This window comes from Streptomyces sp. NPDC033177 (assembly GCF_055577715.1).
Genome location: NZ_JBVIPS010000002.1, coordinates 441237 through 463677, shown reverse-complemented (window position 1 = coordinate 463677; position 22441 = coordinate 441237). Strand labels below are relative to the sequence as shown.

Here is a 22441-nt window from a genome sequence, read left to right as displayed (position 1 = left end):
GTCATACCGCGGTATGTGCGGCTCATACCGCGGTATGGAGGGGAGAGGGCTCTACTGCCCTCCGGGGGTGATCAGCCCTGACTCATAGGCGAAGATCACGGCCTGTGCGCGGTCCCGCAGGTCCAACTTGGACAGCACCTTGCCGATATGGGTCTTCACGGTCTGCTCGGCGAGGACCAAGCGCTCGGCGATCTCCTGATTGGACAGGCCGCGCGCGATCAGCACCAGTACCTCGGTCTCACGCGCCGTCAGGCCGTTCAGCCGCGGCGACTGGTCGGAGCGCGGCCGCTGCTTGGCGAAGTCCGTGATCAGACGCCGGGTCACGGACGGAGCGAGCAGTGCGTCGCCTGCCGCCACCACGCGCACCGCCGAGATCAGATCGGCGGGCGGGGCGTCCTTGAGGAGGAACCCCGAGGCCCCGGCGCGCAGCGCCTCGTACACATAGTCGTCCACGTCGAAGGTGGTGAGCATCAGTACCTTCGGCACGTGTACTACTCCGGGTGGCGGGTCCAACAGGGCTCGCGCCGCGTTGAGTCCGTCCATCTCCGGCATCCGGACATCCATCAGGACGACATCGGGATGGGCGTTGCGGCTGACGTCGACTCCCGCCTTGCCGTTCGGTGCCTCGCCCACGACGTCGATGTCGCTCTGGGCCGCAAGGAGTGCGGCGAAGCCGGCCCGCACCATGTTCTGGTCATCGACGATGATCACGCGGATGGTCATGCGGTGCCGGATTCCTTCTTGAGGAGGGGGAGTTGGGCCGCCACACGGAACCCGCCGTCGGGCAGCGGCCCGGCGTCGACCGTGCCGCCGACCAACCGTACGCGTTCGCGCATGCCGACGAGACCGTGACCTGTGCCGCTGTGCTCCAACGACTCGGGTGCTTCGGTGGGCGGGCCGTTGACCACGAGGATCAGCAGGTGCTCCTCGTCCAGGGTCACTGTGATGGTGGTGCGTGCTCCCGGCGCGTGCCGCATCACGTTCGACAGGGCTTCCTGGACGATGCGGTAGGCGGACAGGTCGACGGCCGGGGTGACGTCGGCCAGCTCGGTGAGCACCGACAGTTCAGGACGCGACAGATCGATCGGTATGCCGGCACGCACCGTGGCCTCCACCAGATGCGGCAGCCGGCTGAGCCCCGGCTGCGGAGACCGCTCACCTGGGGTGTCCTCGCTGCGCAGCACGGCGAGCAACCTCCGCATCTCGGTGAGGGACTCGCGGGCGCTGGCCGCGATGCTCCCGAACTCCTCACGCGCCGTGTCCGGGAGTCCGTCGAGGCGGTAGGGCGCGGAATCGGCCTGCACCGTGATCACCGACATGTGGTGCGCGACGACGTCGTGCAACTCCCGGGCGATGCGGGCTCGTTCCTCCAGGAGCGTGCGCTGGGCGCGCTCGGCCTCGCTGATGGTCTCCTGCTCGACGAGTCTGCGCTGTGCGTCGCCGCGCTCGCGCAGCAGCGCGCCGAGCAGCAGCGCGACGCCGCTCAGCACGATCAGGAGCACGCTGGTGTCCTGGCTGCCGTCATCGCGGAAGGCACCGAGGACGAGGCCCACCACGACGGTGACCAGCCAGATCCCCAGGAGAGTGCGGCGGCTCTCGCGCAGGGACAGCAGGAGACACACGACCACGTAACCCACGATGATCATGGCCGTCCATGGGGCGGGGCGGTCGTCGCCCATGGACAGCGTCACGATCGCCCCGAGGACGTCCGCGACGATGATGATGCACCAGGCGGCCAACGGCCGGCTGACCGCCAGCAGCAACGGCGCGGCCTGGGCGACTCCCAGGGCGCCCGCGAGCCCGCCGCCCACCCCGTAGTCGTTCATCAGCACCTGAGTGGTGATGGGGATGAGCGCCGCGACAAATCCCAGCGCGGTGATCAAGGGGAGCAGCCGCATCCAGGTTCTGGGCGCCCGCGCGAGGAGTGGTTCCGCCCGCCCCGCGGGCGTCGAGAAGAAGGCCCCTGCCCTGTCGAGTCCTTCGCGCACGCCCGCGGCCGCACGCCGAGATGTGTCCCCGCGCCCGTCCGGCTCGGTGGCCGGTGGGCGGGGGCCCTGGTCAGGTGGTGTCGATGAACTGCTCATGGCCTGATCAGCGTAGGCAAGAAGCACGCCCCGCGCCGTCGTACCGCGGAGCTGACCTGCACCTCATACCCAGGTACGAGATGGGCCTCTGGCGATACCCAGGTATGACCCGGGCCGGAAGCCCGAGCTTCCGCCGAACGGCAGCTCTGCCGAACGACAGCGAGGCCAGGTCACAGCTCCGCCAGCAGCTCGGCCTTCTTCATCGTGAATTCCTCGTCCGTGAGCAGACCGGACTGGTGCAGCTCACCGAGGTGCCGGATGCGCTCCGCGATGTCCGCCGGGTCGCGACGGGCCACCGGAGCGTTGACGGGGACCGTGCCGGGCGTCAGGGCGGGGCCCGACGACCGCACCGCTGCGAGCACCGACGCCGCGAACGGCAGCGACTCGTGCACCGGTCCGTACCCGAGGCCGAATACGACGGCCGCGGGATCCTGGTCCGCCTGCGCGGGCTGGGCGACGGGGGTCTCACGGCGCAGCAGCCGCAGATGGCCCTCGAAGACCTCGGGGGAGCGCCACTCCACGCCGCTCAGATCCGTGACCAGGAAGCTCTGGTCGCCGGCCTTCCATTTCGCGGACGAAGCCCCCGTCCAGAACCACCGGAAGGCCACCGACTTGCCGTCGAAGGACGCCTTCCCGTCGTACGCCTTGAACTGCAGCGGAGTCTCCGGCGCGGCCACCAGGTAGCGGTCGGGAGGCCCGCAGTCGGCCTCCGAGAGCTGGGCCCGCAGCTCGTCCGCGTAGTACTCGGCGAGCGTCTCCCGCTCGGCGGGCAGCACGAGGCGATACGGGTCGCAGCCGTCCTTGAGCTGGCCCGCGGCCGCCTCCATCAGTGGATCGGCCCCCGGTCTCGGCACGGCGTGCAGGACGACCGTCCCGCGCTTGCCAGGAGTCAGTGTCACCGCCGCGATCGCCTCGTGGGGGATGCGGCGTTCGCCGAGCGCCTGAAGGAGCTTCGGCGTGCGGATCCCCCGTTCGAAGCGGATGAGCACGGAGTCGGACTCGAACTCCCAGGCGGCATGAAATCCGGCCAGTACGTCACCCATGCGGCTCATCGTAGGCGGCACGCGCGCCTCCGTCCCTCCTGCGGCGTGCCGCTGTTTTGTCGATTTCTACGCGCGTCAGGCCACTGTCGCGCCGGAAAATTCCTTCCGGCAGGTGTCGTCCCCGCTCGCACACTGCACCGAACGGTACGAACCGATGCCGATGTCGGCGAAGTTCCTGAGGCTCTCCGTGCCCGGCTCGAAATAGCCGGTGTGGCCGATCGCACCGCGTGCGGAGAGCACGCGCGCGCCGAAGTCCCTTGAGACGGGGTCGGCACCGTGGCCGAGCCCGCCGACCTCCATGTTTGGTACATCCTGGATCCAGTCGTCGCCGTCCCTTGTGGCCCAGATCCGGGCTCCTGTGCCCAGCTGTGTCGCCGTGTCCGCGCGCATGCCGGGACTGCCCGCGACCGCGATGTCGGAAACGCGGGAGGGCAGCTGTCGTGCGGCGACCCCGCAGACCACCGAGCCGTAGCTGTGGCAGTACAGCGCGACGGGTGAGTGCCCCGGCAGACCACGGACCAGAGCATTGAGCCGGATCGCGCCGTCATCCGCACGCATGGACGTGGCGGCGTCCACACCGAGTCCGACGGGCGCGGTGTAGTCGGCCCAGGCGATCACGGCGGTACGCGCGCGTGGATTCGCGGAGCGCTCCGCGCCGTGCAGGGCCTTGGCCATGCCGACAGGCGCCGAGTACTTGCGGTTCGTCCGCTCGAACGTCAGCACGTTCGTGTCCACGCCCGGCACCACGACCGACACTCTGGAGGCCCGGTCGAGGTTGCCGAAGACCTCGGCGATGCGACCCGTCCCCATGGGGTCGAAGGACAGCACCTGCCGACCCGGACGCATCATCACGCCGAAGCGCTTCATTCTGCGTTCCGCCTCCTGTTGCCCGAGACGGGAGAGTCGCTTGTCGTGCACGCGCTCTCGCTCGGTCTTGCGCGCTTGCCCCAGAGCGATGCGGTTCGCGCGATATCGAAGCTCTACGGGGGCACCGTTCATGTTGCCGACCGCAAGGGGATAGCGGGTGACGAGGCGGGTGCGCTGTTGCGCGTTGAGCGACGCGAAGAAATGGGCGAGCTTGCCGGCGTGGGCACCGGGGTCGGGCAGGGCCCGCCCGCCGATGTGCCCGCGCTCCCAGGCGGAGAGCGAGGCCGCGAGCGGCGAAGCGGCGTCCTTGTGGTGGCGTACCGCAGTCCAGCCCGTGGTCGCCAGCATGACGAACACGACGGCGAGCGCAAGCAGTGCACGCCAGGCGCTGAGTTGAGGGGAGGAGTCGAAGGAATTCACTACGGAACACCCTAGGAGAATCGTGATGCCTACCGTGCACCGGGTGAGGCAGATCACGTTTCCACTGGGGTAATTGAGGCATAGCGGGCGCACTTTGGGTACTTTCGTCACGCTCCGTAGGTGGCGAATATGCGCTGCGCGCCCAGGCGTGCCGCTACTGACGGTGAATCAAACAATTACCCAACGTGTTGATTTGTTCGACGGGTCGATCCGGCGGGTGACCCGCAGTGAACTGCGCGGAGTGTCACTTCGAGCGCCAGTTTTCCGTCAACGCGGGCCCCAGATGGTCGAGATATGTCTCGGTGATCGCGCGGATCGACTCCACGCTCGAGTCCTCGCCCGCACCCCACAGTCGCCCGGTCACGCGCATCACGCCGCTGAAAGCGGCCACCACCACGCGCGGTCGGGGGTCCTTGTCCAGGTCGAGGCCCTCGCGCTCGGCGATCACACACGCGATCTCCTCCTCCATCTCGATGGAGCGGCGCAGGTGGACGGCGAGCAAGGAAGGGGTGGACTCGATCATCTGGTAGGTCCGCATGTGGAGTTCGACCGGGACGACCTCTTCGATGGACCGGCCCATCGCGTCCCAGGCTCCGAGGACGGCACCGCGCAGTGCCACGAACGGTGTTTCGTCGGCAGGGCGTTCGCGCAGCGTCTCCACGAACCGCCGCTCCACCATCTCCTGTACGGCGAAGGCGGTCTCCTGCTTGTTGGCGAAGTACCGGAAGAAAGTGCGCTGGGAGACGTCGACCGCCTCGGCGATCTCGTCGACCGTCGTCTCCTCGAACCCCTTGGTCGTGAAGAGCTCGAGCGCCGCACGCAGGAGCGCGTCACGGGTGCGCTGCTTCTTGCGCTCACGCAGGCCCGGCCGAGAGGGCTCGACGGAGACGGAGATGTCCCCGAAGGGCTCGGGCTGCGGTTTCGCGGGGTCCGCCGCTCGCTGCTCGGTCCTCACGCCATGGCCCTCTTTCCACCGTTCTGACCAGCTCATCTTACCTGTGAGCTACGTGACAGTTACCGACTTGTGAATTGGTTTGTCAACTGTCAGCGACTGACACTAGCCTCGAACGCATGACTAGTCAGATCACCGTCGACAAGGCGGACAAGGAGCCGGCGTCCGCTCCGGCCCCGGCCAAGGGGCTCCGCGGCCACCCTTGGCTGACGCTCTTCTCCGTCGCGATCGGCGTGATGATGGTCGCCCTGGACGGCACCATCGTGGCGATCGCCAACCCGGCCATCGCCAAGGACCTCGGCACCTCGATGGCCGGCGTTCAATGGATCACCAACGGCTACCTCCTCGCGCTCGCCGTCGCGCTGATCACCGCCGGCAAGCTCGGTGACCGGTTCGGCCACCGGCAGACCTTCCTGATAGGTGTGGCGGGCTTCGCCGTGGCCTCGGGTGCCATCGGGTTCTCCAGCAGCGTCGGCCTGGTCGTCGCCTTCCGTGTGCTCCAGGGTCTCTTCGGAGCCCTGCTCATGCCGGCCGCGCTCGGCCTGCTGCGCGCCACCTTCCCCGCCGAGAAGCTGAACATGGCGATCGGTATCTGGGGCATGGTCATCGGCGCCTCGACCGCAGGCGGCCCCATCGTCGGCGGCCTGCTCGTCGAGCACGTCAGCTGGCAGTCGGTGTTCTTCATCAACGTGCCGGTCGGCGTCATCGCGCTCGTCCTCGGCCTGGTGATCCTCAAGGACCACCGCGCGGAGAACGCGCCGAAGTCCTTCGACATCCCCGGCATCGTCCTGCTGTCGGGCGGCATGTTCGCGCTGATCCTGGCCCTCATCAAGGGCTCGGAGTGGGGCTGGGGCGGATCCACGACGCTGCTCTTCCTCGCGGGTGCCGTGGTTCTCTTCGTGCTCTTCGCTTTCTGGGAGACGAAGGTCAAGGAACCGCTCATCCCGCTGGGCATGTTCAAGTCCGTCCCGCTGTCCGCGGGCGTGGTGCTCATGGTCCTGATGGCCTTCGCCTTCATGGGCGGCCTGTTCTTCGTCACGTTCTATCTGCAGAACGTCCATGGGATGAGCCCGGTCGACAGCGGTCTGCACCTCCTGCCGCTGACGGCCATGATGATCGTGGCCTCGCCGATCGCCGGCGCTCTCATCACCAAGTTCGGCCCGCGCGTCCCGCTCGTCGGCGGCATGGTGGCCACCGCCGTCGCCATGTTCGGCATGTCCACGATGACGACGGACACCGCGACGCTGCCGATGTCGCTCTGGCTCGGCCTGCTCGGCCTCGGCCTCGCGCCCGTGATGGTGGGAGCCACCGAGGTCATCGTCGGCAACGCCCCGCTGGAGCTGTCCGGCGTCGCGGGCGGCCTCCAGCAGGCCGGCATGCAGGTCGGCGGTGCGCTCGGCACGGCGGTGCTCGGTGCGGTGATGGCTGCACGGGTCGACGAAGACCTCCCCGGGAACTGGGCGGATGCCAAGCTTCCGCCCATGACACCGGACCAGCTCGACCAGTCGTCCGCCGTGATCGAGATGGGTGGGGCCCCGGTGCCGCCGAAGGCGCCGGAGCCGGTCACCGAGGCGATCACCTCGGTCGCGCATGACACGTTCGTGTCCGGGATGGGCCTGGCCTTCACCGTCGCCGGTGTCGTCGCGGTCGTCGCGGCCCTGGTCGCCACGGCCGCCAAGCGAGGCGCCAACGCCGACGCGGGCGCCGGAGTCGGGCACATCTAACCGCGCCCACGTCCAGCGGCGAGCACGCATCAGGGCACGCCTCAGAGCACGCGTCAGGGAAAGCCCCTCAGGGTCCAACTGGGGGGTTTTCGCCTATCTGGGTGACGCACATTCGTACCCCTTCCGACGGAGCTAGCGAGTGGGTCACAGTTCTGGCAAGTGATCCAGCAAGTGATCCACACGACACGGGAGTTGATGCAGATGCGTACGACCATGCCCACGACCCTCGCCGCGGCCGCGCTCGCCACAGTGATCCTCACCCCCGCACAGGCCGGAGCCACGGCAGCGGCCACACAGGCCGACCTCGCGACACCCGCGAAGCACGCCGGGGCCGCCGCGCCACCCACGCTCGCAGGGTGTGGACCGGGGGAGCTCTGCCTCTGGGGCAAGGCGAAGTTCAAAGGGGCCCGACAGACGTACGAGCTGTCCGAGATCGACATCGAGAGCTGTGTAGCGCTGCCGGAGGGGGGCAGCGCTCAAGCCCTCGCCAACCGCACGGGCCGGCCGGTCACCACGTATCAATCCGCGGAGTGCGGCGAGACGGGCGAGTTCGACACCTATCCGGGGGGTGGCACGTGGGTCCCCGAATCGCCCTATCACGTACGGGCGTTCAAGGTCTGGGAGACCTGACCGGAGGCACCTGAGGAGCTCCCTCGGCCGGCGCGGTAGATGCCCCCGCACCCGCCGCGTCAGGCTGCACCCCCGCCGATAGCGCCGTCACCTGTGCCCGCAGGGATCGCACCTCCGTCGTCAGCGCCTCGATCGCCGCTGTCTGGCGGCGCTCCTCGACGTCGTCCCGGTCGAAGCGCGAGATGAACCAGGCCGCGATGTTGGCGGTCACCACACCCAGAAGCGCGATGCCCGACAGCATCAGGCCGACCGCGAGGATGCGGCCGAGCCCGGTCGTCGGCGCGTGATCGCCGTAGCCGACGGTGGTCATCGTGGTGAAGGACCACCACACCGCGTCACCAAGGGTCTTGATGTTGCCGTTCGGTGATTCCCGCTCCACCGAGAGAACGGCCAGCGAACCGAACATGAGGAGGCCAACGACAGCTCCGGCGACATAGGTCGTCAGCTGAATCTGAGACGCCATCCGGGCCCGGCGCCCGACCAGCAGCAGAGTCGAGACCAGCCGCAGCAACCGCAGCGGCTGCAACATCGGGAGGAGGACAGCACCGAGGTCGAGCCAGTGCGAGCGGACGAACTGCTTGCGGTGGTCGGTGAGGTAGAGGCGTACGAGATAGTCGGCGGCGAACGATGCCCAGACGATCCACTCCACCACCGTGCAGGTGGTTCCGACGCTCTTGCTCGCGTCGGGCACCACGATGGGCACGGCGTAGGCGACGGCGAAGGCCACCGCGAGCACGAGGAGCGGATTCTGTGTGCGTCGCTCCCAACGGAGCTGTGCCGGAGGGTGCTTGTCGGGCGCTTCCATGCGCGCATCGTAGGAAACGCCGGAGGGCGGCGGGAGCCACCGCCCCACCGCCCTCCGAACGTCCTACGCGCTACAGGTGCCGCGCGACCACGCGGCTACGGCTACCACCGCACGGTGTGTAAGGCCTAGGCGTCGCCTCCGGCAGCGCCCGGGTCGGCCGCCGTGACGTCGAGCAGCTGGTAGCGGTCGATGGCCTGCTTCAGTACGGAGCGGTCGAGCTTGCCCTCGCGGGCCAGCTCGGTGAGCACGCCGACCACGATCGACTGCGCGTCGATGTGGAAGAAGCGGCGGGCCGCACCGCGGGTGTCCGCGAAGCCGAAGCCGTCGGCGCCCAGGGACTGGTACGTGCCGGGGACCCAGCGGGAGATCTGGTCGGGGACGCCCCGCATCCAGTCGGAGACGGCCACGAACGGGCCCTCGGCGCCGGACAGCTTCTGCGTCACGTACGGGGTGCGCTGCTCCTCCTCGGGGTGCAGGAGGTTGTGGCGCTCCACGTCGACCGCCTCGCGGCGCAGCTCGTTCCAGGAGGTCGCCGACCAGACGTCCGCCTTGACGTTCCACTCCGAAGCGAGGATCTGCTGGGCCTCGACCGCCCACGGCACCGCGACACCGGAGGCGAGGATCTGCGCCGGAATGGCGCCCTGCTCGCCCGCCTTGAAGCGGTAGATGCCCTTGAGGATGCCGTCGACGTCCACATCGGCGGGCTCGGCCGGGTGCTGGATCGGCTCGTTGTAGACAGTGAGGTAGTAGAAGACGTCTTCACTGTCGGGGCCGTACATCCGGCGCAGGCCGTCCTTGACGATGTGCGCGATCTCGTAGCCGAAGGCGGGGTCGTAGGCGACGCAGCCCGGGTTGGTCGAGGCGAGCAGCTGCGAGTGGCCGTCCGCGTGCTGGAGGCCCTCGCCGGTCAGCGTCGTACGGCCGGCGGTGGCGCCGAGGACGAAGCCGCGGGCCAGCTGGTCGGCCATCTGCCAGAACTGGTCGCCGGTGCGCTGGAAACCGAACATCGAGTAGAAGACGTACACGGGGATCAGCGGTTCGCCGTGGGTGGCGTAGGCGGAGCCCGCGGCGATCAGCGAGGCCGTGCAGCCGGCCTCGGAGATGCCGTCGTGCAGCATCTGGCCGGTCGGGGACTCCTTGTAGGCGAGGAGCAGCTCGCGGTCGACGGCCTCGTACTGCTGGCCGAGCGGGTTGTAGATCTTCGCGCTCGGGAAGAAGGCGTCCATGCCGAAGGTGCGGTACTCGTCGGGGGCGATCAGTACGAAGCGCTTGCCGATCTCCTTGTCCCGCATGAGGTCCTTCAGGATGCGGACGAACGCCATGGTCGTGGCGATCGACTGCTGACCCGAACCCTTCTTCGCGGTCGCGTATGTCTTGTCCTCGGGAAGCGGGAGGGGCTTCGAGCGGACGACGCGGGTCGGGACGTAACCGCCCAGGCCCTGGCGGCGGTCGTGCATGTACTGGATCTCTTCCGAGTCACGGCCCGGGTGGTAGTACGGCGGGGCGCCGTCCTCCAGCTGCTTGTCCGTGATCGGGATGTGCAGGCGGTCGCGGAAGCCCTTGAGGTCGTCGACCGTCAGCTTCTTCATCTGGTGCGTGGCGTTGCGGCCCTCGAAGTTCGGGCCGAGCGTCCAGCCCTTGACCGTCTGCGCCAGGATGACGGTCGGCTGGCCCTTGTGGGCCTTGGCGGCCGCGTACGCCGCGTAGACCTTCTTGTGGTCGTGGCCGCCGCGGCCCAGGTGCAGGATCTGCTCGTCGGTCATGTTCTCGACCATGGAGCGCAGGCGGTGGTCGTCGCCGAAGAAGTGCTCGCGGATGTACGAGCCGGTCTCGGTGGCGTACGTCTGGAACTGGCCGTCGGGCGTGGTGTTGAGCCGGTTGACCAGGACGCCGTCGCGGTCCTGGGCGAGCAGCGGGTCCCAGCTGCGGTCCCAGACCAGCTTGATGACGTTCCAGCCGGCGCCGCGGAACTGCGACTCCAGTTCCTGGATGATCTTGCCGTTGCCGCGCACCGGGCCGTCGAGGCGCTGGAGGTTGCAGTTGACGACGAAGGTCAGGTTGTCCAGGCCCTCGCGGGCGGCGATGGAGAGCTGGCCGAGGGACTCGGGCTCGTCCATCTCGCCGTCGCCGAGGTAGGCCCAGACGTGCGACTTGGAGGTGTCGGCGATGCCGCGCGCCTCCATGTAGCGGTTCATCCGCGCCTGGAAGATCGCGCCGAGCGGACCGAGGCCCATCGAGACGGTCGGGAACTCCCAGAAGTCCGGCATCAGGCGCGGGTGCGGGTAGGACGAGAGCCCGTGCGGAGCCTTGGACTTCTCCTGGCGGAACGCGTCGAGCTGCTGCTCGGACAGCCGGTCGAGGAGGAACGCGCGGGCGTAGATGCCGGGGGAAGCGTGCCCCTGGAAGAAGATCTGGTCGCCGCCGTCGCCCTCGTCCTTGCCGCGGAAGAAGTGGTTGAAGCCCACGTCGTAGAGCGAGGCCGAGGAGGCGAAGGTGGCGATGTGGCCGCCGACCCCGATGCCGGGGCGCTGGGCGCGCGACACCATCACCGCGGCGTTCCAGCGGGTCGCGTTCAGGACCTTGCGCTCGATCTCCTCGTTGCCGGGGAAGAACGGCTCGTCCTTGGTGGCGATCGTGTTGATGTAGTCCGTGCTGCGCATCTCGGGCACGGCGACGCGCTTCTCGCGCGCGCGTTCGATGAGCCGGAGCATCAGGTAGCGGGCCCGCTCGCGGCCGCGTTCGTCGACCGCGGCATCGAGGGAGTCGAGCCACTCCTGGGTCTCTTCGGGATCGAAGTCCGGGACCTGACTCGGCAGGCCGCCAATGATGATCGGGTTGCGATCGGATCCGGAAGCCACGCTGTTCCTTCGCTGTTGGGGCTTTCGCCTGGGTTCTGCCTGGCTGTGAGACGTTCCCCATCGTGTACCGCGTAGACGCAATCGTCATCTCTACTGAGGGGTAACCGACGGGTCCGCCCGGCGGCCCTGGGGTAGGCTCGACCAAATCGCAACGATACGCCCATCCCGCCTAGCCGGTTCGTAAGGCCGTTCGGACCTCAGTTCCGATCGGTGTCGTACGAGCGAAGTGCGAGCGGAGAAGGATCTGGCAGGTGGGCCTTGAGTTGCGACGACACGGCCGGGAACGTCACCGTTTCAGCGGTCTTGACGGCCGGGTACTTGCGCGATCCGGTCCGCCCGTGTGGACTACCGCCAATGTCCCGCGCACGCGCGTGGATGAAGGCATTCCCGAAAACATGATCAGGAGGCAAGCCGTGAGCGCGACCGCGGACCACGCGGAGGAGCGGACCAACCCTGCCGCGAGGCTGGGTTTCCAGCCCGAGCAGGTGGTCCAGGAGATCGGCTACGACGACGATGTCGATCAGGAGCTCCGCGAGGCCATTGAAGGGGTGATCGGCAGCGAGCTCGTCGACGAGGACTACGACGACACTGCTGACGCCGTGGTGCTGTGGTTCCGCGAGGACGACGGTGACCTGACGGATGCGCTGGTGGACGCCACCCAGCTGATCGAAGAGGGCGGCGACCTCTGGCTGATGACGCCGAAGACCGGCCGCGACGGTTACGTCGAGCCGAGCGACATCAACGAGGCAGCCCAGACCGCAGGCCTTGCGCAGACCCGGACCATCAACGCGGGCAAGGACTGGACGGGCAGCCGTCTGGTCACGCCGAAGGCGGCAGCCAAGAAGCGGTGAAGCTGCCGCTCAGGCAGCAGGAAGTCGACTGAGCCAATCGCCGTGAGCCCCCACCGACCTAAGCCGGTGGGGGCTCACGCGTGCGTGTGAGGGCGCACGTCGCGCGGGAAATGGCACGCCCTGCGAGGTGATCGGACGAAACGCCCGTTGCGTAGGGTGGTCATCACCCGAACAGCCCCACCGAAGGGATGCGAACTCATGGCGCTCGCCGGCATCGCGACCGACACCAAGGCCCCGGACTTCGAGCTGAAGGACAATCACGGCCGGACCGTGCGGCTGTCGGACTTCCGCGGCGAGAAGAACGTGGTGCTGCTCTTCTATCCGTTCGCGTTCACCGGCGTGTGCACGGGCGAGCTGTGCGCGCTGCGCGACGAGCTGCCGAGGTTCGTCAACGACGACACACAGCTCCTCGCCGTCTCGAACGACTCCATCCACACCCTGCGCGTTTTCGCCGAACAGGAGGGCCTGGAGTACCCGCTGCTCTCCGATTTCTGGCCGCACGGCGAGGCGTCGCGCGCCTACGGAGTCTTCGACGAAGACAAGGGCTGCGCGGTGCGCGGCACGTTCATCATCGACAAGGAGGGCGTGGTGCGCTGGACTGTCGTGAACGGCCTGCCGGACGCCCGCGACCTCAACGACTACGTCAAGGCGCTCGACACCCTGTGATTCCTCAGGGGTGACACCCTGTGATTCTTCAGGTGCAGAGCCTGTGGCGGCCGGGAACGGGTCACTAGGATCCATTCGTTGATCCGATGGCACAGCACGACTGGGGCTCCCCGCCCCTGGACATCAATTTGGGAGGATTTGTGGGAGTCAGCCTCAGCAAGGGCGGCAACGTATCGCTGAGCAAGGAGGCCCCCGGCCTGACCGCGGTTCTGGTCGGCCTGGGCTGGGATGTCCGTACCACCACCGGTACGGACTTCGACCTCGACGCCAGCGCCATCCTGACGAATGCCGAGGGCAAGGTCAGCAGCGACGGCAACTTCGTGTTCTTCAACAACCTGAAGAGCCCGGACGGGTCCGTCGAGCACACCGGTGACAACACCACCGGTGAGGGCGAGGGCGACGACGAGGCGATCAAGGTCGACCTGGCCGCCGTCCCGGCCGACGTGGACAAGATCGTCTTCCCGGTCTCGATCTACGACGCCGAGACCCGCCAGCAGTCGTTCGGCCAGGTCCGCAACGCGTTCATCCGCGTCGTGAACCAGGCGGGCGGCGCGGAGATCGCGCGGTACGACCTCTCCGAGGACGCCTCGACGGAGACCGCGATGGTCTTCGGCGAGCTGTACCGCAACGGCGCGGAGTGGAAGTTCCGCGCCGTCGGCCAGGGTTACGCCTCGGGCCTGCGCGGCATCGCGCAGGACTTCGGCGTCAACGTCTGAGCCGAGTAACACCCTCCGCCTGTCGTCCGGCGCCGCACACCACGAGTGCGGCGCCGGACGCGCTCAAAACTCCTGCTCCCGGGCACTGCCCCCGCACCATGGGGGACCGGGGAATTCTTGATCTCGAACCACGGGGAGGACACATCATGGGCGTCACGCTCGCCAAGGGAGGCAACGTCTCCCTCTCCAAGGCCGCACCGAACCTCACACAGGTCCTGATCGGCCTCGGCTGGGACGCGCGCTCCACCACCGGAGCACCCTTCGACCTCGACGCCAGCGCTCTGATGTGCAACTCGGGCCGGGTCATCGGCGACGAGTGGTTCGTCTTCTACAACAACCTGAAGTGCCCGGACGGCTCCGTCGAACACACCGGCGACAACCTCACGGGTGAGGGTGACGGCGACGACGAGTCGCTCCTGATCGACCTCTCCAAGGTTCCGGCCACCTGCGACAAGATCGTCTTCCCTGTCTCGATCCATGACGCGGACAACCGCGGCCAGGCGTTCGGCCAGGTCAGCAACGCTTTCATCCGCGTGGTCAACCAGGCCGACCACCAGGAACTGGCGCGGTACGACCTCTCCGAGGACGCCTCCACGGAGACCGCGATGATCTTCGGCGAGGTGTACCGCTATGGCGGGGAGTGGAAGTTCCGTGCGGTTGGGCAGGGGTACGCGTCGGGTCTGCGGGGCATCGCTCTAGACTTCGGGGTCAATGTTTCGTAAAGCAGGGGACCGGCGCGGGGGAGACCGCTAAACGGGAGCCCGTACACACATGATTGGGTAGCCAGTGGTTCTGAAAACCTTCGGCTGGTCGTTCGCGGTTACCGCGCTCGGCTTGGTCGCGGCGGTGTTCTACGGGGGGTGGACAGGTTTCGGGATCGTGGCGATCCTGTCCATCCTCGAGATCTCGCTGTCCTTCGACAACGCGGTGGTCAACGCCGGGATCCTGAAGAAGATGAGTGCCTTCTGGCAGAAGATCTTCCTCACCATCGGTGTGCTGATCGCCGTCTTCGGCATGCGGCTCGTGTTCCCCGTCGCGATCGTGGCCATCAGCGCCAAGATCGGCCCGATCGAGGCTGTGCGTCTCGCGCTCAACGACAAGGACCAGTACCAGCAGTTGGTGACCGACGCTCACCCGTCGATCGCCGCTTTCGGTGGCATGTTCCTGTTGATGATCTTCCTCGACTTCATCTTCGAGGACCGTGACATCAAGTGGCTCGGCTGGCTGGAGCGCCCGCTGGCCAAGCTCGGCAAGATCGACATGCTGTCGGCCTGCATCGCGCTCATCGTCCTCATGATCTCCGCGATGACCGTCGCCACCAACGCCCACCAGCACGGCGGCACACACGTGGACAAGGCGGAGACGGTGCTGCTCTCCGGCGTCGCCGGACTCATCACCTATCTCATCGTGGGCGGACTCTCCGGCTTCTTCGAGAACAAACTCGAGGAAGAGGAGGAGCGCGAGCACGAGCAGGAGGAAGAGGCCAGGAAGAGCGGCAAGAAGGTCCCCGCCGTCGTCATGGCCGGCAAGGCCGCGTTCTTCATGTTCCTCTACCTCGAGGTCCTGGACGCGTCGTTCTCCTTCGACGGCGTCATCGGCGCCTTCGCCATCACCAACGACATCGTCCTGATGGCGCTCGGACTGGGCATCGGCGCGATGTACGTCCGTTCGCTCACCGTCTACCTGGTCCGCCAGGGCACCCTCGACGACTACGTCTACCTGGAGCACGGCGCGCACTACGCGATCGGCGCCCTCGCCGCGATCCTGCTCATCACGATCCAGTACGAGATCCACGAGGTCATCACCGGCCTCGTCGGCGTCGTCCTGATCGGCTGGTCCTTCATCTCCTCCGTCATGCGCAACAGGCGCATCGCGGCCGAGGAGGGCAAGGGCAAGGGCTCGGGCTCGGACGACAAGACCGAGGTTCCTTCCGGCGTCTGACGCAGGGTCCGACCCGTCCCCGGAGTGTGACGCGGGGCCGAGTGAGGAACGCTTCTGAACGGGGCGGCCATCGAGGACGAGTCCTCCTGGCCGCCCCGTGGCATTCGTAACGGGCCCATATGGGGCTCCGGCACTTTTTGGGGGCGGCGATGTCCTTCTGGGACGGTCTGTGGCGTGGACGCTCGATGGACTACGAGTCGGGCAGCGCGGCGACGAACTCCATCGAACTCACGAAGAGGAACCCGACGGTCTCGCTCAACAAACAGGGCGCGGCCACCGGCAATCTCCGGGTCAACCTCTCCTGGCAGATGCGTACGTCCGACATCATCGGCAAGCCCAAGGGCGGCGGCCTGCTGCGGCACCCCCTCCGGATGTTCCAGCCCGACGTGGTGCAGGCGCACACCCAGGGCGTGGTCAACGTGGACCTCGACCTCGGCTGCCTGTACGAGACGATGGACGGCGCCAAGGGCGTCGTGCAGCCGCTGGGCAGCTTCTTCGGGGACCTGAACGCGCCGCCGTACGTGAAGCTCAGCGGCGACGACCGGTTCGGTTCGCCGTCAGGCGAGACGATCTACGTGAACCTCGACCACCGCGAGTCGATCAAGCGGCTGCTCTTCTTCGCCTACATCTACGACCAGACGCCCGCCTTCGACCGCACGCACGCCAAGGTGACGCTCTACCCCAGCAACGGCCCGCGGATCGAGATCGACCTGGACGAGCGCCAGCCGCAGGCCCGCTCCTGCGCGATATTCACGCTGGAGAACGTCAAGGACGAGCTGGTCGTGCGCCGCGAGGTGAAGTTCGTGTACGGCTTCCAGGCCGAACTCGACCGGCTGTACGGCTGGGGGCTGCAGTGGGGCCGCGGCTACAAGACGAAGGTCGGCGGCGCCTGAAGCGCCGCACGGGCCGGGCGCGCCCCACCTGCCCGGAGCGCCCGGAGCGCCCCGCGCACTCAGCGTGCGAGGAACTGCGGCCCCTGCGGCGGCAGCCGGAAGTTCGGGTCGGGCATCGGGGCCACGGGCTGCGGATAGCCGTAACTGGGCTGCGGGACCGGCGCCGCGTGCGCGGGCGCGTGCTGCGGGTAGCCGTAGGACGGCTGCGGGGCGGGCTGGTGGCGCGGAGGCTCGGGCGGGTAGCCGTACGAGGGCTGCGGGGCCGGGGCGGGGAAGGGTTGCGGAGGCGGGGCCTGCGTGGCGGGCGCGGGCAGCGGCTGGCGCTGGGGGTAGGGCTGCGGGAGCGAGGCCTCGGTCGTCGGCTCGGGCACCGCCTCGGACTCGTCCACGGAGATGCCGAAGTCGCCGGCCAGCCCCTCCAGGCCGTTCAGATATCCCTCACCCAGGGCGCGGAACTTCCAGACGTCGCCGCGTCGGTAGAGCTCGCCGCAGATCAGGGCCGTCTCGGCGCCCGTCTGCGGGGTGATGTCGAAGTAGGCGAGCGGTTCGGCCTCGGACGCGCCCGCGTCGTACAGCAGGATGCGCAGCGCTCGTACGTTCTCGAAGGCGACGTTCTCGGCGGACGCGACGAGCAGGACTCGGCTGACCGCGGGATCCAGGCCCGCCATGTCCGTCTGGATCGTGTCGGTCAGGCCCTCGGAGAGGCCCTGGGAGACGCGCTTCTTGCCGAGCCGCCAGACCTTGCCGGACGGGTGACGTGGCTGGTTGTAGAAGACGAAGTCCTCGTCGGACCGGACGCGGCCGTCGGCGCCGAGCAACAGGGCCGACGCGTCGACGTCCGGGACGCCCTGCCCGGGGGTCCAGCGCAGCACGGCACGGACGGCCGTGGCTTCGAGCGGGACGTTCGACCCCTTCAACATCGCGTGCGTCATGCGGTCATCCTGCCTTCCCGGGTTTGGACGGGACAACGCGGGGGTGACGGTGTGTGGCCTGTGTGTCTGTCATGGCCGAGTTACTTGAATTTCATGCACGTGGGGAACCCTTGACACCCGTCCCTACGTACTATTACCGGCCACATCACGTCGGGTCGCGCCGACGAGTACAGGGGAAATCATGCGTCATTTCGGGCATATAGCCCCAGAGGTGCGACAGCGTCTCTTTCATCGGGAGCCGTGCGTCTTCACCGCGGACTCCTCCCCGCGCCTGCTCGCCGCCGCCCTGGGAGCCACGCTCTACAGCCCGGCCACGCGTCCCCGCCTCGCCGACGACATCCTGAAGCAGGCGGGGCGTGGCGTGATCTCGATGGTCCTCTGCCTCGAGGACTCGATCGACGACGCGGAGGTCGTCGGCGCCGAGGAGAACCTGGTCGACCAGTTCGCCGATCTGGCCGAGCGCGACGGCGCGGAGCCGCCGCTGCTGTTCATCCGGGTCCGGTATCCCGAGCAGATAGCCGACCTGGCGGCCCGCCTCGGCCCCAGCATCCGTCTCCTCTCCGGATTCGTGCTGCCGAAGTTCACCGAGGAGCGTGGCGCCGCCTTCCTGGAGTCGCTCGCCGCGGCGGAAGCCGCGAGCGGCCACCGGCTCTTCGCGATGCCCGTCCTCGAATCGGCCGAGCTGCTGCACCTGGAGAGCCGCTCGGAGACCCTCGCCGGGATCGCCCGCACCGTCGACAAGTACCGCGAGCGGGTGCTCGCGCTGCGCCTCGGCGTCACCGACTTCTGCTCGGCGTACGGACTGCGCAGACCCCCGCACATGACCGCGTACGACGTGCACATCGTGGCCTCCGTCATCGCCGACGTCGTCAACCACCTCGGCAGGGCCGACGGCACGGGCTTCACCGTGACGGGGCCCGTGTGGGAGTACTTCCGCGCCCAGGAGCGCATGTTCAAGCCCCAGCTGCGCCGCAGCCCCTTCCTGGAGGGCCGGGCCGAGGAGCTGCGCCAGGCGCTCATCGAGCACGACATCGACGGGCTGCTGCGCGAGATCGAGCTCGACCGGGCCAACGGCCTGCTCGGCAAGACCTGCATCCACCCCTCGCACGTGCTGCCCGTGCACGCGCTCTCGGTCGTCAGCCACGAGGAGTTCAGCGACGCCGAGGACATCCTGCGCCCGGAGCGGGACGGCGGCGGGGTCATGCGCTCGGCGTACACGAACAAGATGAACGAGGTGAAGCCGCACCGCGCCTGGGCCGAGCGGACCCTCCAGCGCGCCGAGGTCTTCGGCGTCGCGCGCGAGGACATCGGCTTCGTGGAGCTGCTCACCGCCGGGCTCTCCGGGTGACCGCCGGGACTTCCCCGATTGATCCGGCTGAACGTAAGGACTGTGCGAGGACTGTGAACGACGACGTGGTGAAGCCGGCGACGGTGTGGTCAGGGAGGTGGGTCGCCGAGCGGCTCGGTGTGGAACTGGCCGGGGACGCGGGGCTGAGCGACCTGCTCGGCCTCGCCCTGCGCCGCAATCCGAAGCGGGCGCACCTCCTGGTGTCCAACGTCCTCGGCAAGCATGTGCCGCAGCTGCCCTCCGTCGTGTACGCGGCCGGGCGCGACCTCGGTGTCCGCGTGCGCGGGCTCCTGGGCGACGCGGAGGCCCGGCGCGCGGTCGTGCTCGGGTACGCGGAGACGGCGACCGGCCTCGGCCACTGTGTCGCGGACGGCATCGGCCTCGCGCCCTACCTCCACTCCACGCGCCGCCCGGTCGACTCGGTACGCCGGGCGGGCGGCTTCGAGGAGTCCCACTCGCACGCGACCTCGCACCTGCTGCTCCCCGAGGACCCCCGGCTGCTCACCAGGGACGGGCCGCTGGTGCTCGTCGACGACGAGTTCTCCACCGGCAACACGGTCCTCAACACCATCCGCGCCCTGCACGAGCTGTACCCGCGCGAGCGGTACGTCATCGTGGCCCTCGTCGACATGCGCTCCCCGCGGGACCAGGGCCGCCTGGCCGACTTCGCCCGGGAGATCGGCGCGCGGGTCGACCTCATCACGACGGCGTCCGGCACCGTGAGCCTGCCGGACGGCGTCCTGGAGAGGGGGCAGGCGCTGGTCGAGGAGTACGAGGCTTCGGCGCTCCCCGCCCCGCGCAAGGAGGGCGGCTCGGTCACCCGGGTCGATCTCGGCTGGCCCGCGGGGGTGCCGGACGGCGGGCGCCACGGGTTCGCCCCCGAGCACCGGACGGCACTTCAGGCGGCGCTGCCGGGGATGGCCGACCGGCTCGCGGAGGCGCTGGTTCCGGGGGGCGGTCCGGGGGCCGCCGCAGGTCCCGCCCGCGTTCTCGTCCTCGGCTTCGAGGAGTTGATGTACGCGCCTCTGGCCCTGGGCGTGGCCCTGGAGGAGCGGCTGCCCGCCGGGAGCGCGGAGGTGCGGTACTCCACCACCACCCGCTCGCCCGTCCTCGCCGTCGATGACCCCGGCTACGCCATACGCAGCCGCCTCGTCTTCCCCGCGCACGACGCCCCCGCCGACGGGCCTGGCGACCGGTACGCGTACAACGTCGCGGGCGGCGGCTTCGACGCGATCGTCCTCGTGGTCGATTCCGTGGGCGACCGACCCGAACTGCACGCCCCCGAGGGCCTGTTGGCGCAGCTCGCCGCGCACGCACCGCAGGTGCTGCTCGCCGTCGTGCCCTCGTACGTCCCCGAGCAGACCCCCGAACACGCCACCGAACACGTCGAGCATGTCGCCGAGCACGTCCCCGAAAGGCCCTCCATGCTGCCCGAGCCCCTCCGCGGCCCCGCCTTCTCCTCGTACGCGGCCGAAGACGTCGGCTGGCTGCTTCAGGATCTCTCGGACGTACGCCTCGAGGCGCCCACCGAGGAGCGCGAAGAGGCGATACAGAGCGGTGGCGCGCACTACGCCGAGTCGCTGCCGGTCGAGTACCAGCCGAGCCCGCAGTACCAAGAGCTGTTCCGCGCGGCGCTCGGCACCTCCGCCGCCCGCATCGCGCAGGCCGTCGGCACCGTCACCGAGACCGTGCTCGCGGAGCTCCCCCACAGCCGAAAGCGCGGGGGGACCCCCACTCCCGGCCCGGTGCTGGTCTCCCTCGCCCGCGCGGGCACGCCCGTCGGTGTACTGATGCGGCGCTGGGCGCAGCACCGGCACGGCCTGGATCTGCCGCACTACGCCGTGTCGATCGTCCGCGGCCGCGGCATCGACGCCAACGCGCTGCGGTGGCTCGCCGCACACCACGACCCCGCTGATGTCGTCTTCGTCGACGGCTGGACGGGCAAGGGCGCGATCACGCGTGAACTCGCGGACGCAGTAAGGGAGTTCGAGGAGTCGGGCGGTCCCGTCGGCTTCAACCCGGAGATCGCGGTGCTCGCCGACCCCGGCTCCTGCGTGCGCACCTACGGCACCCGCGAGGACTTCCTCATCCCCTCGGCCTGCCTCAACTCGACCGTGTCCGGCCTGATATCGCGCACCGTGCTGCGCGCGGACCTCGTCGGACCCGACGACTTCCACGGCGCGAAGTTCTACCGCGAGCTCGCGGACGGCGACGTCTCCCTCGACTTCCTGCACGCCATCACGGACCGTTTCGACGAAGTGGCCGACGCCGTCGATGCCCAGGTCAAGGAGCTGCTTTCGGCCGACAGGGCACCGACCTGGGAGGGCTGGGCCGCCGTGGAGCGGATCAGCGAGGAGTACGGCATCCACGACGTGAACCTGGTCAAGCCCGGCGTCGGCGAGACGACGCGCGTCCTGCTGCGGCGTGTCCCCTGGAAGATTCTGGCGCGCGCGGGAGCGGGGGCCGACCTCGATCACGTACGACTCCTCGCCGAGCAGCGCGGCGTGCCGGTCGAGGAAGTGGACGAACTCCCTTACACCTGCGTCGGCCTGATCCACCCTCAGTTCACGCGCGGAGCCACCGGCACGGACGGCAAGGCGGTGGCCTCCAAGTGAGTACCTCACGCAAGGTCCTGGTCGCCAGCGACCTCGACCGCACCCTCATCTACTCCGCCGCGGCCCTCGGTCTGACCATGCCCGACGCCCAGGCGCCACGCCTGCTCTGCGTCGAGGTGTACGAGAGCAAGCCGCTGTCGTACGTCACCGAGGCCGCCGCCGGTCTCCTCGACGAGGTGGGCCGCCGCACGGTCTTCGTGCCGACCACCACGCGGACGCGCGAGCAGTACGGGCGCATCCATCTGCCGGGCCCCGCACCACAGTTCGCGATCTGCGCCAACGGCGGGCACCTGCTGGTCGACGGGGTGTCCGACCCCGCATGGCGAGCGGACGTGGACCGGCGGCTCTCCGCAGAGTGCGCCTCGCTCGACGAGGTCCGCGCGCACATGGTGCGCACCGCCGACCCGGCCTGGCTCCTGAAGGAGAGGGTGGCCGAGGATCTCTTCGCCTATCTGGTCGTCGAGCGCTCCTTGCTGCCGAAGGAGTGGGTCAAGGAGCTCGCCGTGTGGGCGGAGGAACGCGGCTGGACCGTCTCGCTGCAGGGCCGCAAGATCTACGCCGTGCCGAAGCCGCTGACCAAGAGCGCGGCGGTGCGCGAGGTGGCCCGCCGTATCGGCGCGGACGAGATCCTCGCCGCCGGAGACTCGCTCCTCGACGCCGATCTGCTGCTCGCCGCCGACCGTTCCTGGCGTCCGGGGCACGGCGAGCTCGCGGACACGGGCTGGACGGCGCCGGGGCTCACCGTGCTGCCGGAACGCGGCGTCGCGGCGGGGGAGGAGATCCTGCGGAGGTTCCTCGGCGAAGAACCTGCCGACGGCTGACCACCGGTGGGTCCGCTGCCGCTAGCCTTGGCCCATGCCCCGATACGAGTACCGCTGCCGTTCCTGCGGCGACACCTTTGAGCTGAGCCGTCCGATGGCCGAGTCCGCCGACCCCGCGGCCTGTCCCGCCGGGCACGAGGACACGGTGAAGCTGCTGTCCACGGTGGCCGTCGGGGGTTCGTCCTCGGCCCCCGCCCCCGCCCCGGGCGGCGGTGGCGGCTGCTGTGGCGGAGGCTGCTGCGGCTAGCGGGCCGGTGGGCTAGCGGGCCGGTGGG

General features: G+C 68.9%; 20 protein-coding genes. 12 read left to right on the top strand and 8 right to left on the bottom strand.

Annotated elements, in window-relative coordinates; all coding sequences use genetic code 11:
• Positions 1-51: 51 nt before the first annotated feature.
• From ACZ5U5_RS08150 to ACZ5U5_RS08130, 5 genes are all read right to left on the bottom strand, one after another.
• The gene (locus tag ACZ5U5_RS08150; RefSeq protein WP_469017931.1) at positions 52-723 is read right to left on the bottom strand and encodes a response regulator; all 672 of its coding nucleotides are present in this window, start codon (positions 721-723) and stop codon (positions 52-54) included.
• A complete protein-coding gene (locus ACZ5U5_RS08145; RefSeq protein ID WP_469017930.1) occupies positions 720-2084 on the bottom strand; it encodes a sensor histidine kinase in 1365 nt (454 codons plus the stop codon). Before ACZ5U5_RS08145 ends, ACZ5U5_RS08150 begins: the two co-directional genes overlap by 4 nt.
• A 170-nt stretch (positions 2085-2254) precedes the next feature.
• Complete coding sequence (locus tag ACZ5U5_RS08140; RefSeq protein WP_469019361.1) at positions 2255-3136, bottom strand: DUF4429 domain-containing protein; 882 nt, start codon at positions 3134-3136, stop codon at positions 2255-2257.
• Between the two features lie 66 nt (positions 3137-3202).
• Positions 3203-4414: an alpha/beta hydrolase gene (locus tag ACZ5U5_RS08135; RefSeq protein ID WP_469017929.1), complete on the bottom strand. Its 1212-nt coding sequence runs from the start codon at positions 4412-4414 to the stop codon at positions 3203-3205.
• A 244-nt stretch (positions 4415-4658) separates the two neighbouring features.
• Positions 4659-5369 carry a TetR/AcrR family transcriptional regulator gene (locus ACZ5U5_RS08130; RefSeq protein ID WP_469017927.1) on the bottom strand — a complete coding sequence of 237 codons (711 nt, stop codon included), beginning with the start codon at positions 5367-5369 and terminating at the stop codon, positions 4659-4661.
• Between the two features lie 116 nt (positions 5370-5485).
• Here ACZ5U5_RS08130 and ACZ5U5_RS08125 point away from each other — a divergent pair, with 116 nt between their 5' ends.
• Together ACZ5U5_RS08125 and ACZ5U5_RS08120 are read left to right on the top strand one after the other, a co-directional pair.
• On the top strand, positions 5486-7090 hold the full coding sequence (locus ACZ5U5_RS08125; RefSeq protein ID WP_469017925.1) for an MFS transporter: 1605 nt from the start codon (positions 5486-5488) through the stop codon (positions 7088-7090).
• A gap of 201 nt (positions 7091-7291) precedes the next feature.
• Positions 7292-7720 carry a peptidase inhibitor family I36 protein gene (locus ACZ5U5_RS08120; protein ID WP_469019358.1) on the top strand — a complete coding sequence of 143 codons (429 nt, stop codon included), beginning with the start codon at positions 7292-7294 and terminating at the stop codon, positions 7718-7720.
• Here ACZ5U5_RS08120 and ACZ5U5_RS08115 read toward each other — a convergent pair.
• Both ACZ5U5_RS08115 and aceE read right to left on the bottom strand, forming a co-directional pair.
• Positions 7701-8525, bottom strand: a complete 825-nt coding sequence (locus tag ACZ5U5_RS08115) for a potassium channel family protein (protein ID WP_469017922.1) — start codon at positions 8523-8525, stop codon at positions 7701-7703. The genes ACZ5U5_RS08120 and ACZ5U5_RS08115 overlap by 20 nt on opposite strands.
• A 125-nt stretch (positions 8526-8650) precedes the next feature.
• Complete coding sequence (aceE, locus tag ACZ5U5_RS08110) at positions 8651-11383, bottom strand: pyruvate dehydrogenase (acetyl-transferring), homodimeric type (protein ID WP_469017920.1); 2733 nt, start codon at positions 11381-11383, stop codon at positions 8651-8653.
• A 413-nt stretch (positions 11384-11796) separates the two neighbouring features.
• Between aceE and ACZ5U5_RS08105 the strand changes: the two genes are divergently transcribed.
• From ACZ5U5_RS08105 to ACZ5U5_RS08080, 6 genes are all read left to right on the top strand, one after another.
• On the top strand, positions 11797-12234 hold the full coding sequence (locus ACZ5U5_RS08105; protein WP_383271784.1) for a DUF3052 domain-containing protein: 438 nt from the start codon (positions 11797-11799) through the stop codon (positions 12232-12234).
• A gap of 198 nt (positions 12235-12432) precedes the next feature.
• A complete protein-coding gene (locus tag ACZ5U5_RS08100; RefSeq protein WP_469017917.1) occupies positions 12433-12900 on the top strand; it encodes a peroxiredoxin in 468 nt (155 codons plus the stop codon).
• 140 nt (positions 12901-13040) lie between these two features.
• Positions 13041-13616 carry a TerD family protein gene (locus tag ACZ5U5_RS08095; protein ID WP_361827689.1) on the top strand — a complete coding sequence of 192 codons (576 nt, stop codon included), beginning with the start codon at positions 13041-13043 and terminating at the stop codon, positions 13614-13616.
• Between the two features lie 146 nt (positions 13617-13762).
• Positions 13763-14338, top strand: a complete 576-nt coding sequence (locus ACZ5U5_RS08090) for a TerD family protein (RefSeq protein WP_469017914.1) — start codon at positions 13763-13765, stop codon at positions 14336-14338.
• A 64-nt stretch (positions 14339-14402) separates the two neighbouring features.
• Complete coding sequence (locus ACZ5U5_RS08085; protein WP_469017911.1) at positions 14403-15557, top strand: DUF475 domain-containing protein; 1155 nt, start codon at positions 14403-14405, stop codon at positions 15555-15557.
• A gap of 149 nt (positions 15558-15706) precedes the next feature.
• The gene (locus tag ACZ5U5_RS08080) at positions 15707-16450 is read left to right on the top strand and encodes a TerD family protein (RefSeq protein ID WP_469017908.1); all 744 of its coding nucleotides are present in this window, start codon (positions 15707-15709) and stop codon (positions 16448-16450) included.
• 59 nt (positions 16451-16509) lie between these two features.
• On the opposite strand, the gene ACZ5U5_RS08075 is transcribed toward ACZ5U5_RS08080, so the two are convergent.
• Entirely contained in the window at positions 16510-17382 is an 873-nt protein-coding gene (locus ACZ5U5_RS08075) for a TerD family protein (RefSeq protein WP_469017905.1), read from the bottom strand.
• 181 nt (positions 17383-17563) lie between these two features.
• Here ACZ5U5_RS08075 and ACZ5U5_RS08070 point away from each other — a divergent pair, with 181 nt between their 5' ends.
• The 4 genes from ACZ5U5_RS08070 (at position 17564) to ACZ5U5_RS08055 (ending at position 22413) form a co-directional block, all read left to right on the top strand.
• Positions 17564-18730: an HpcH/HpaI aldolase/citrate lyase family protein gene (locus tag ACZ5U5_RS08070; protein ID WP_469017903.1), complete on the top strand. Its 1167-nt coding sequence runs from the start codon at positions 17564-17566 to the stop codon at positions 18728-18730.
• A gap of 53 nt (positions 18731-18783) precedes the next feature.
• Positions 18784-21345, top strand: a complete 2562-nt coding sequence (locus ACZ5U5_RS08065) for a phosphoribosyltransferase (RefSeq protein ID WP_469017900.1) — start codon at positions 18784-18786, stop codon at positions 21343-21345.
• 77 nt (positions 21346-21422) lie between these two features.
• A complete protein-coding gene (locus ACZ5U5_RS08060) occupies positions 21423-22166 on the top strand; it encodes an HAD family hydrolase (protein WP_469019356.1) in 744 nt (247 codons plus the stop codon).
• Positions 22167-22200: 34 nt separating this feature from the next.
• Positions 22201-22413, top strand: coding sequence for an FmdB family zinc ribbon protein (locus ACZ5U5_RS08055; protein WP_451203282.1), 213 nt, complete (start codon positions 22201-22203; stop codon positions 22411-22413).
• Positions 22414-22441 lie beyond the last annotated feature (28 nt).

Coding starts and splice junctions, on each gene's coding strand:
- ACZ5U5_RS08150 (WP_469017931.1), bottom strand. CDS start 723: ATGACCATCCGCGTGATCATCGTCGATGACCAGAACATGGTGCGGGCC.
- ACZ5U5_RS08145 (WP_469017930.1), bottom strand. CDS start 2,084: ATGAGCAGTTCATCGACACCACCTGACCAGGGCCCCCGCCCACCGGCC.
- ACZ5U5_RS08140 (WP_469019361.1), bottom strand. CDS start 3,136: ATGAGCCGCATGGGTGACGTACTGGCCGGATTTCATGCCGCCTGGGAG.
- ACZ5U5_RS08125 (WP_469017925.1), top strand. CDS start 5,486: ATGACTAGTCAGATCACCGTCGACAAGGCGGACAAGGAGCCGGCGTCC.
- ACZ5U5_RS08120 (WP_469019358.1), top strand. CDS start 7,292: ATGCGTACGACCATGCCCACGACCCTCGCCGCGGCCGCGCTCGCCACA.
- ACZ5U5_RS08115 (WP_469017922.1), bottom strand. CDS start 8,525: ATGGAAGCGCCCGACAAGCACCCTCCGGCACAGCTCCGTTGGGAGCGA.
- ACZ5U5_RS08100 (WP_469017917.1), top strand. CDS start 12,433: ATGGCGCTCGCCGGCATCGCGACCGACACCAAGGCCCCGGACTTCGAG.
- ACZ5U5_RS08090 (WP_469017914.1), top strand. CDS start 13,763: ATGGGCGTCACGCTCGCCAAGGGAGGCAACGTCTCCCTCTCCAAGGCC.
- ACZ5U5_RS08080 (WP_469017908.1), top strand. CDS start 15,707: ATGTCCTTCTGGGACGGTCTGTGGCGTGGACGCTCGATGGACTACGAG.
- ACZ5U5_RS08075 (WP_469017905.1), bottom strand. CDS start 17,382: ATGACGCACGCGATGTTGAAGGGGTCGAACGTCCCGCTCGAAGCCACG.
- ACZ5U5_RS08070 (WP_469017903.1), top strand. CDS start 17,564: ATGCGTCATTTCGGGCATATAGCCCCAGAGGTGCGACAGCGTCTCTTT.
- ACZ5U5_RS08060 (WP_469019356.1), top strand. CDS start 21,423: ATGCCCGACGCCCAGGCGCCACGCCTGCTCTGCGTCGAGGTGTACGAG.
- ACZ5U5_RS08055 (WP_451203282.1), top strand. CDS start 22,201: ATGCCCCGATACGAGTACCGCTGCCGTTCCTGCGGCGACACCTTTGAG.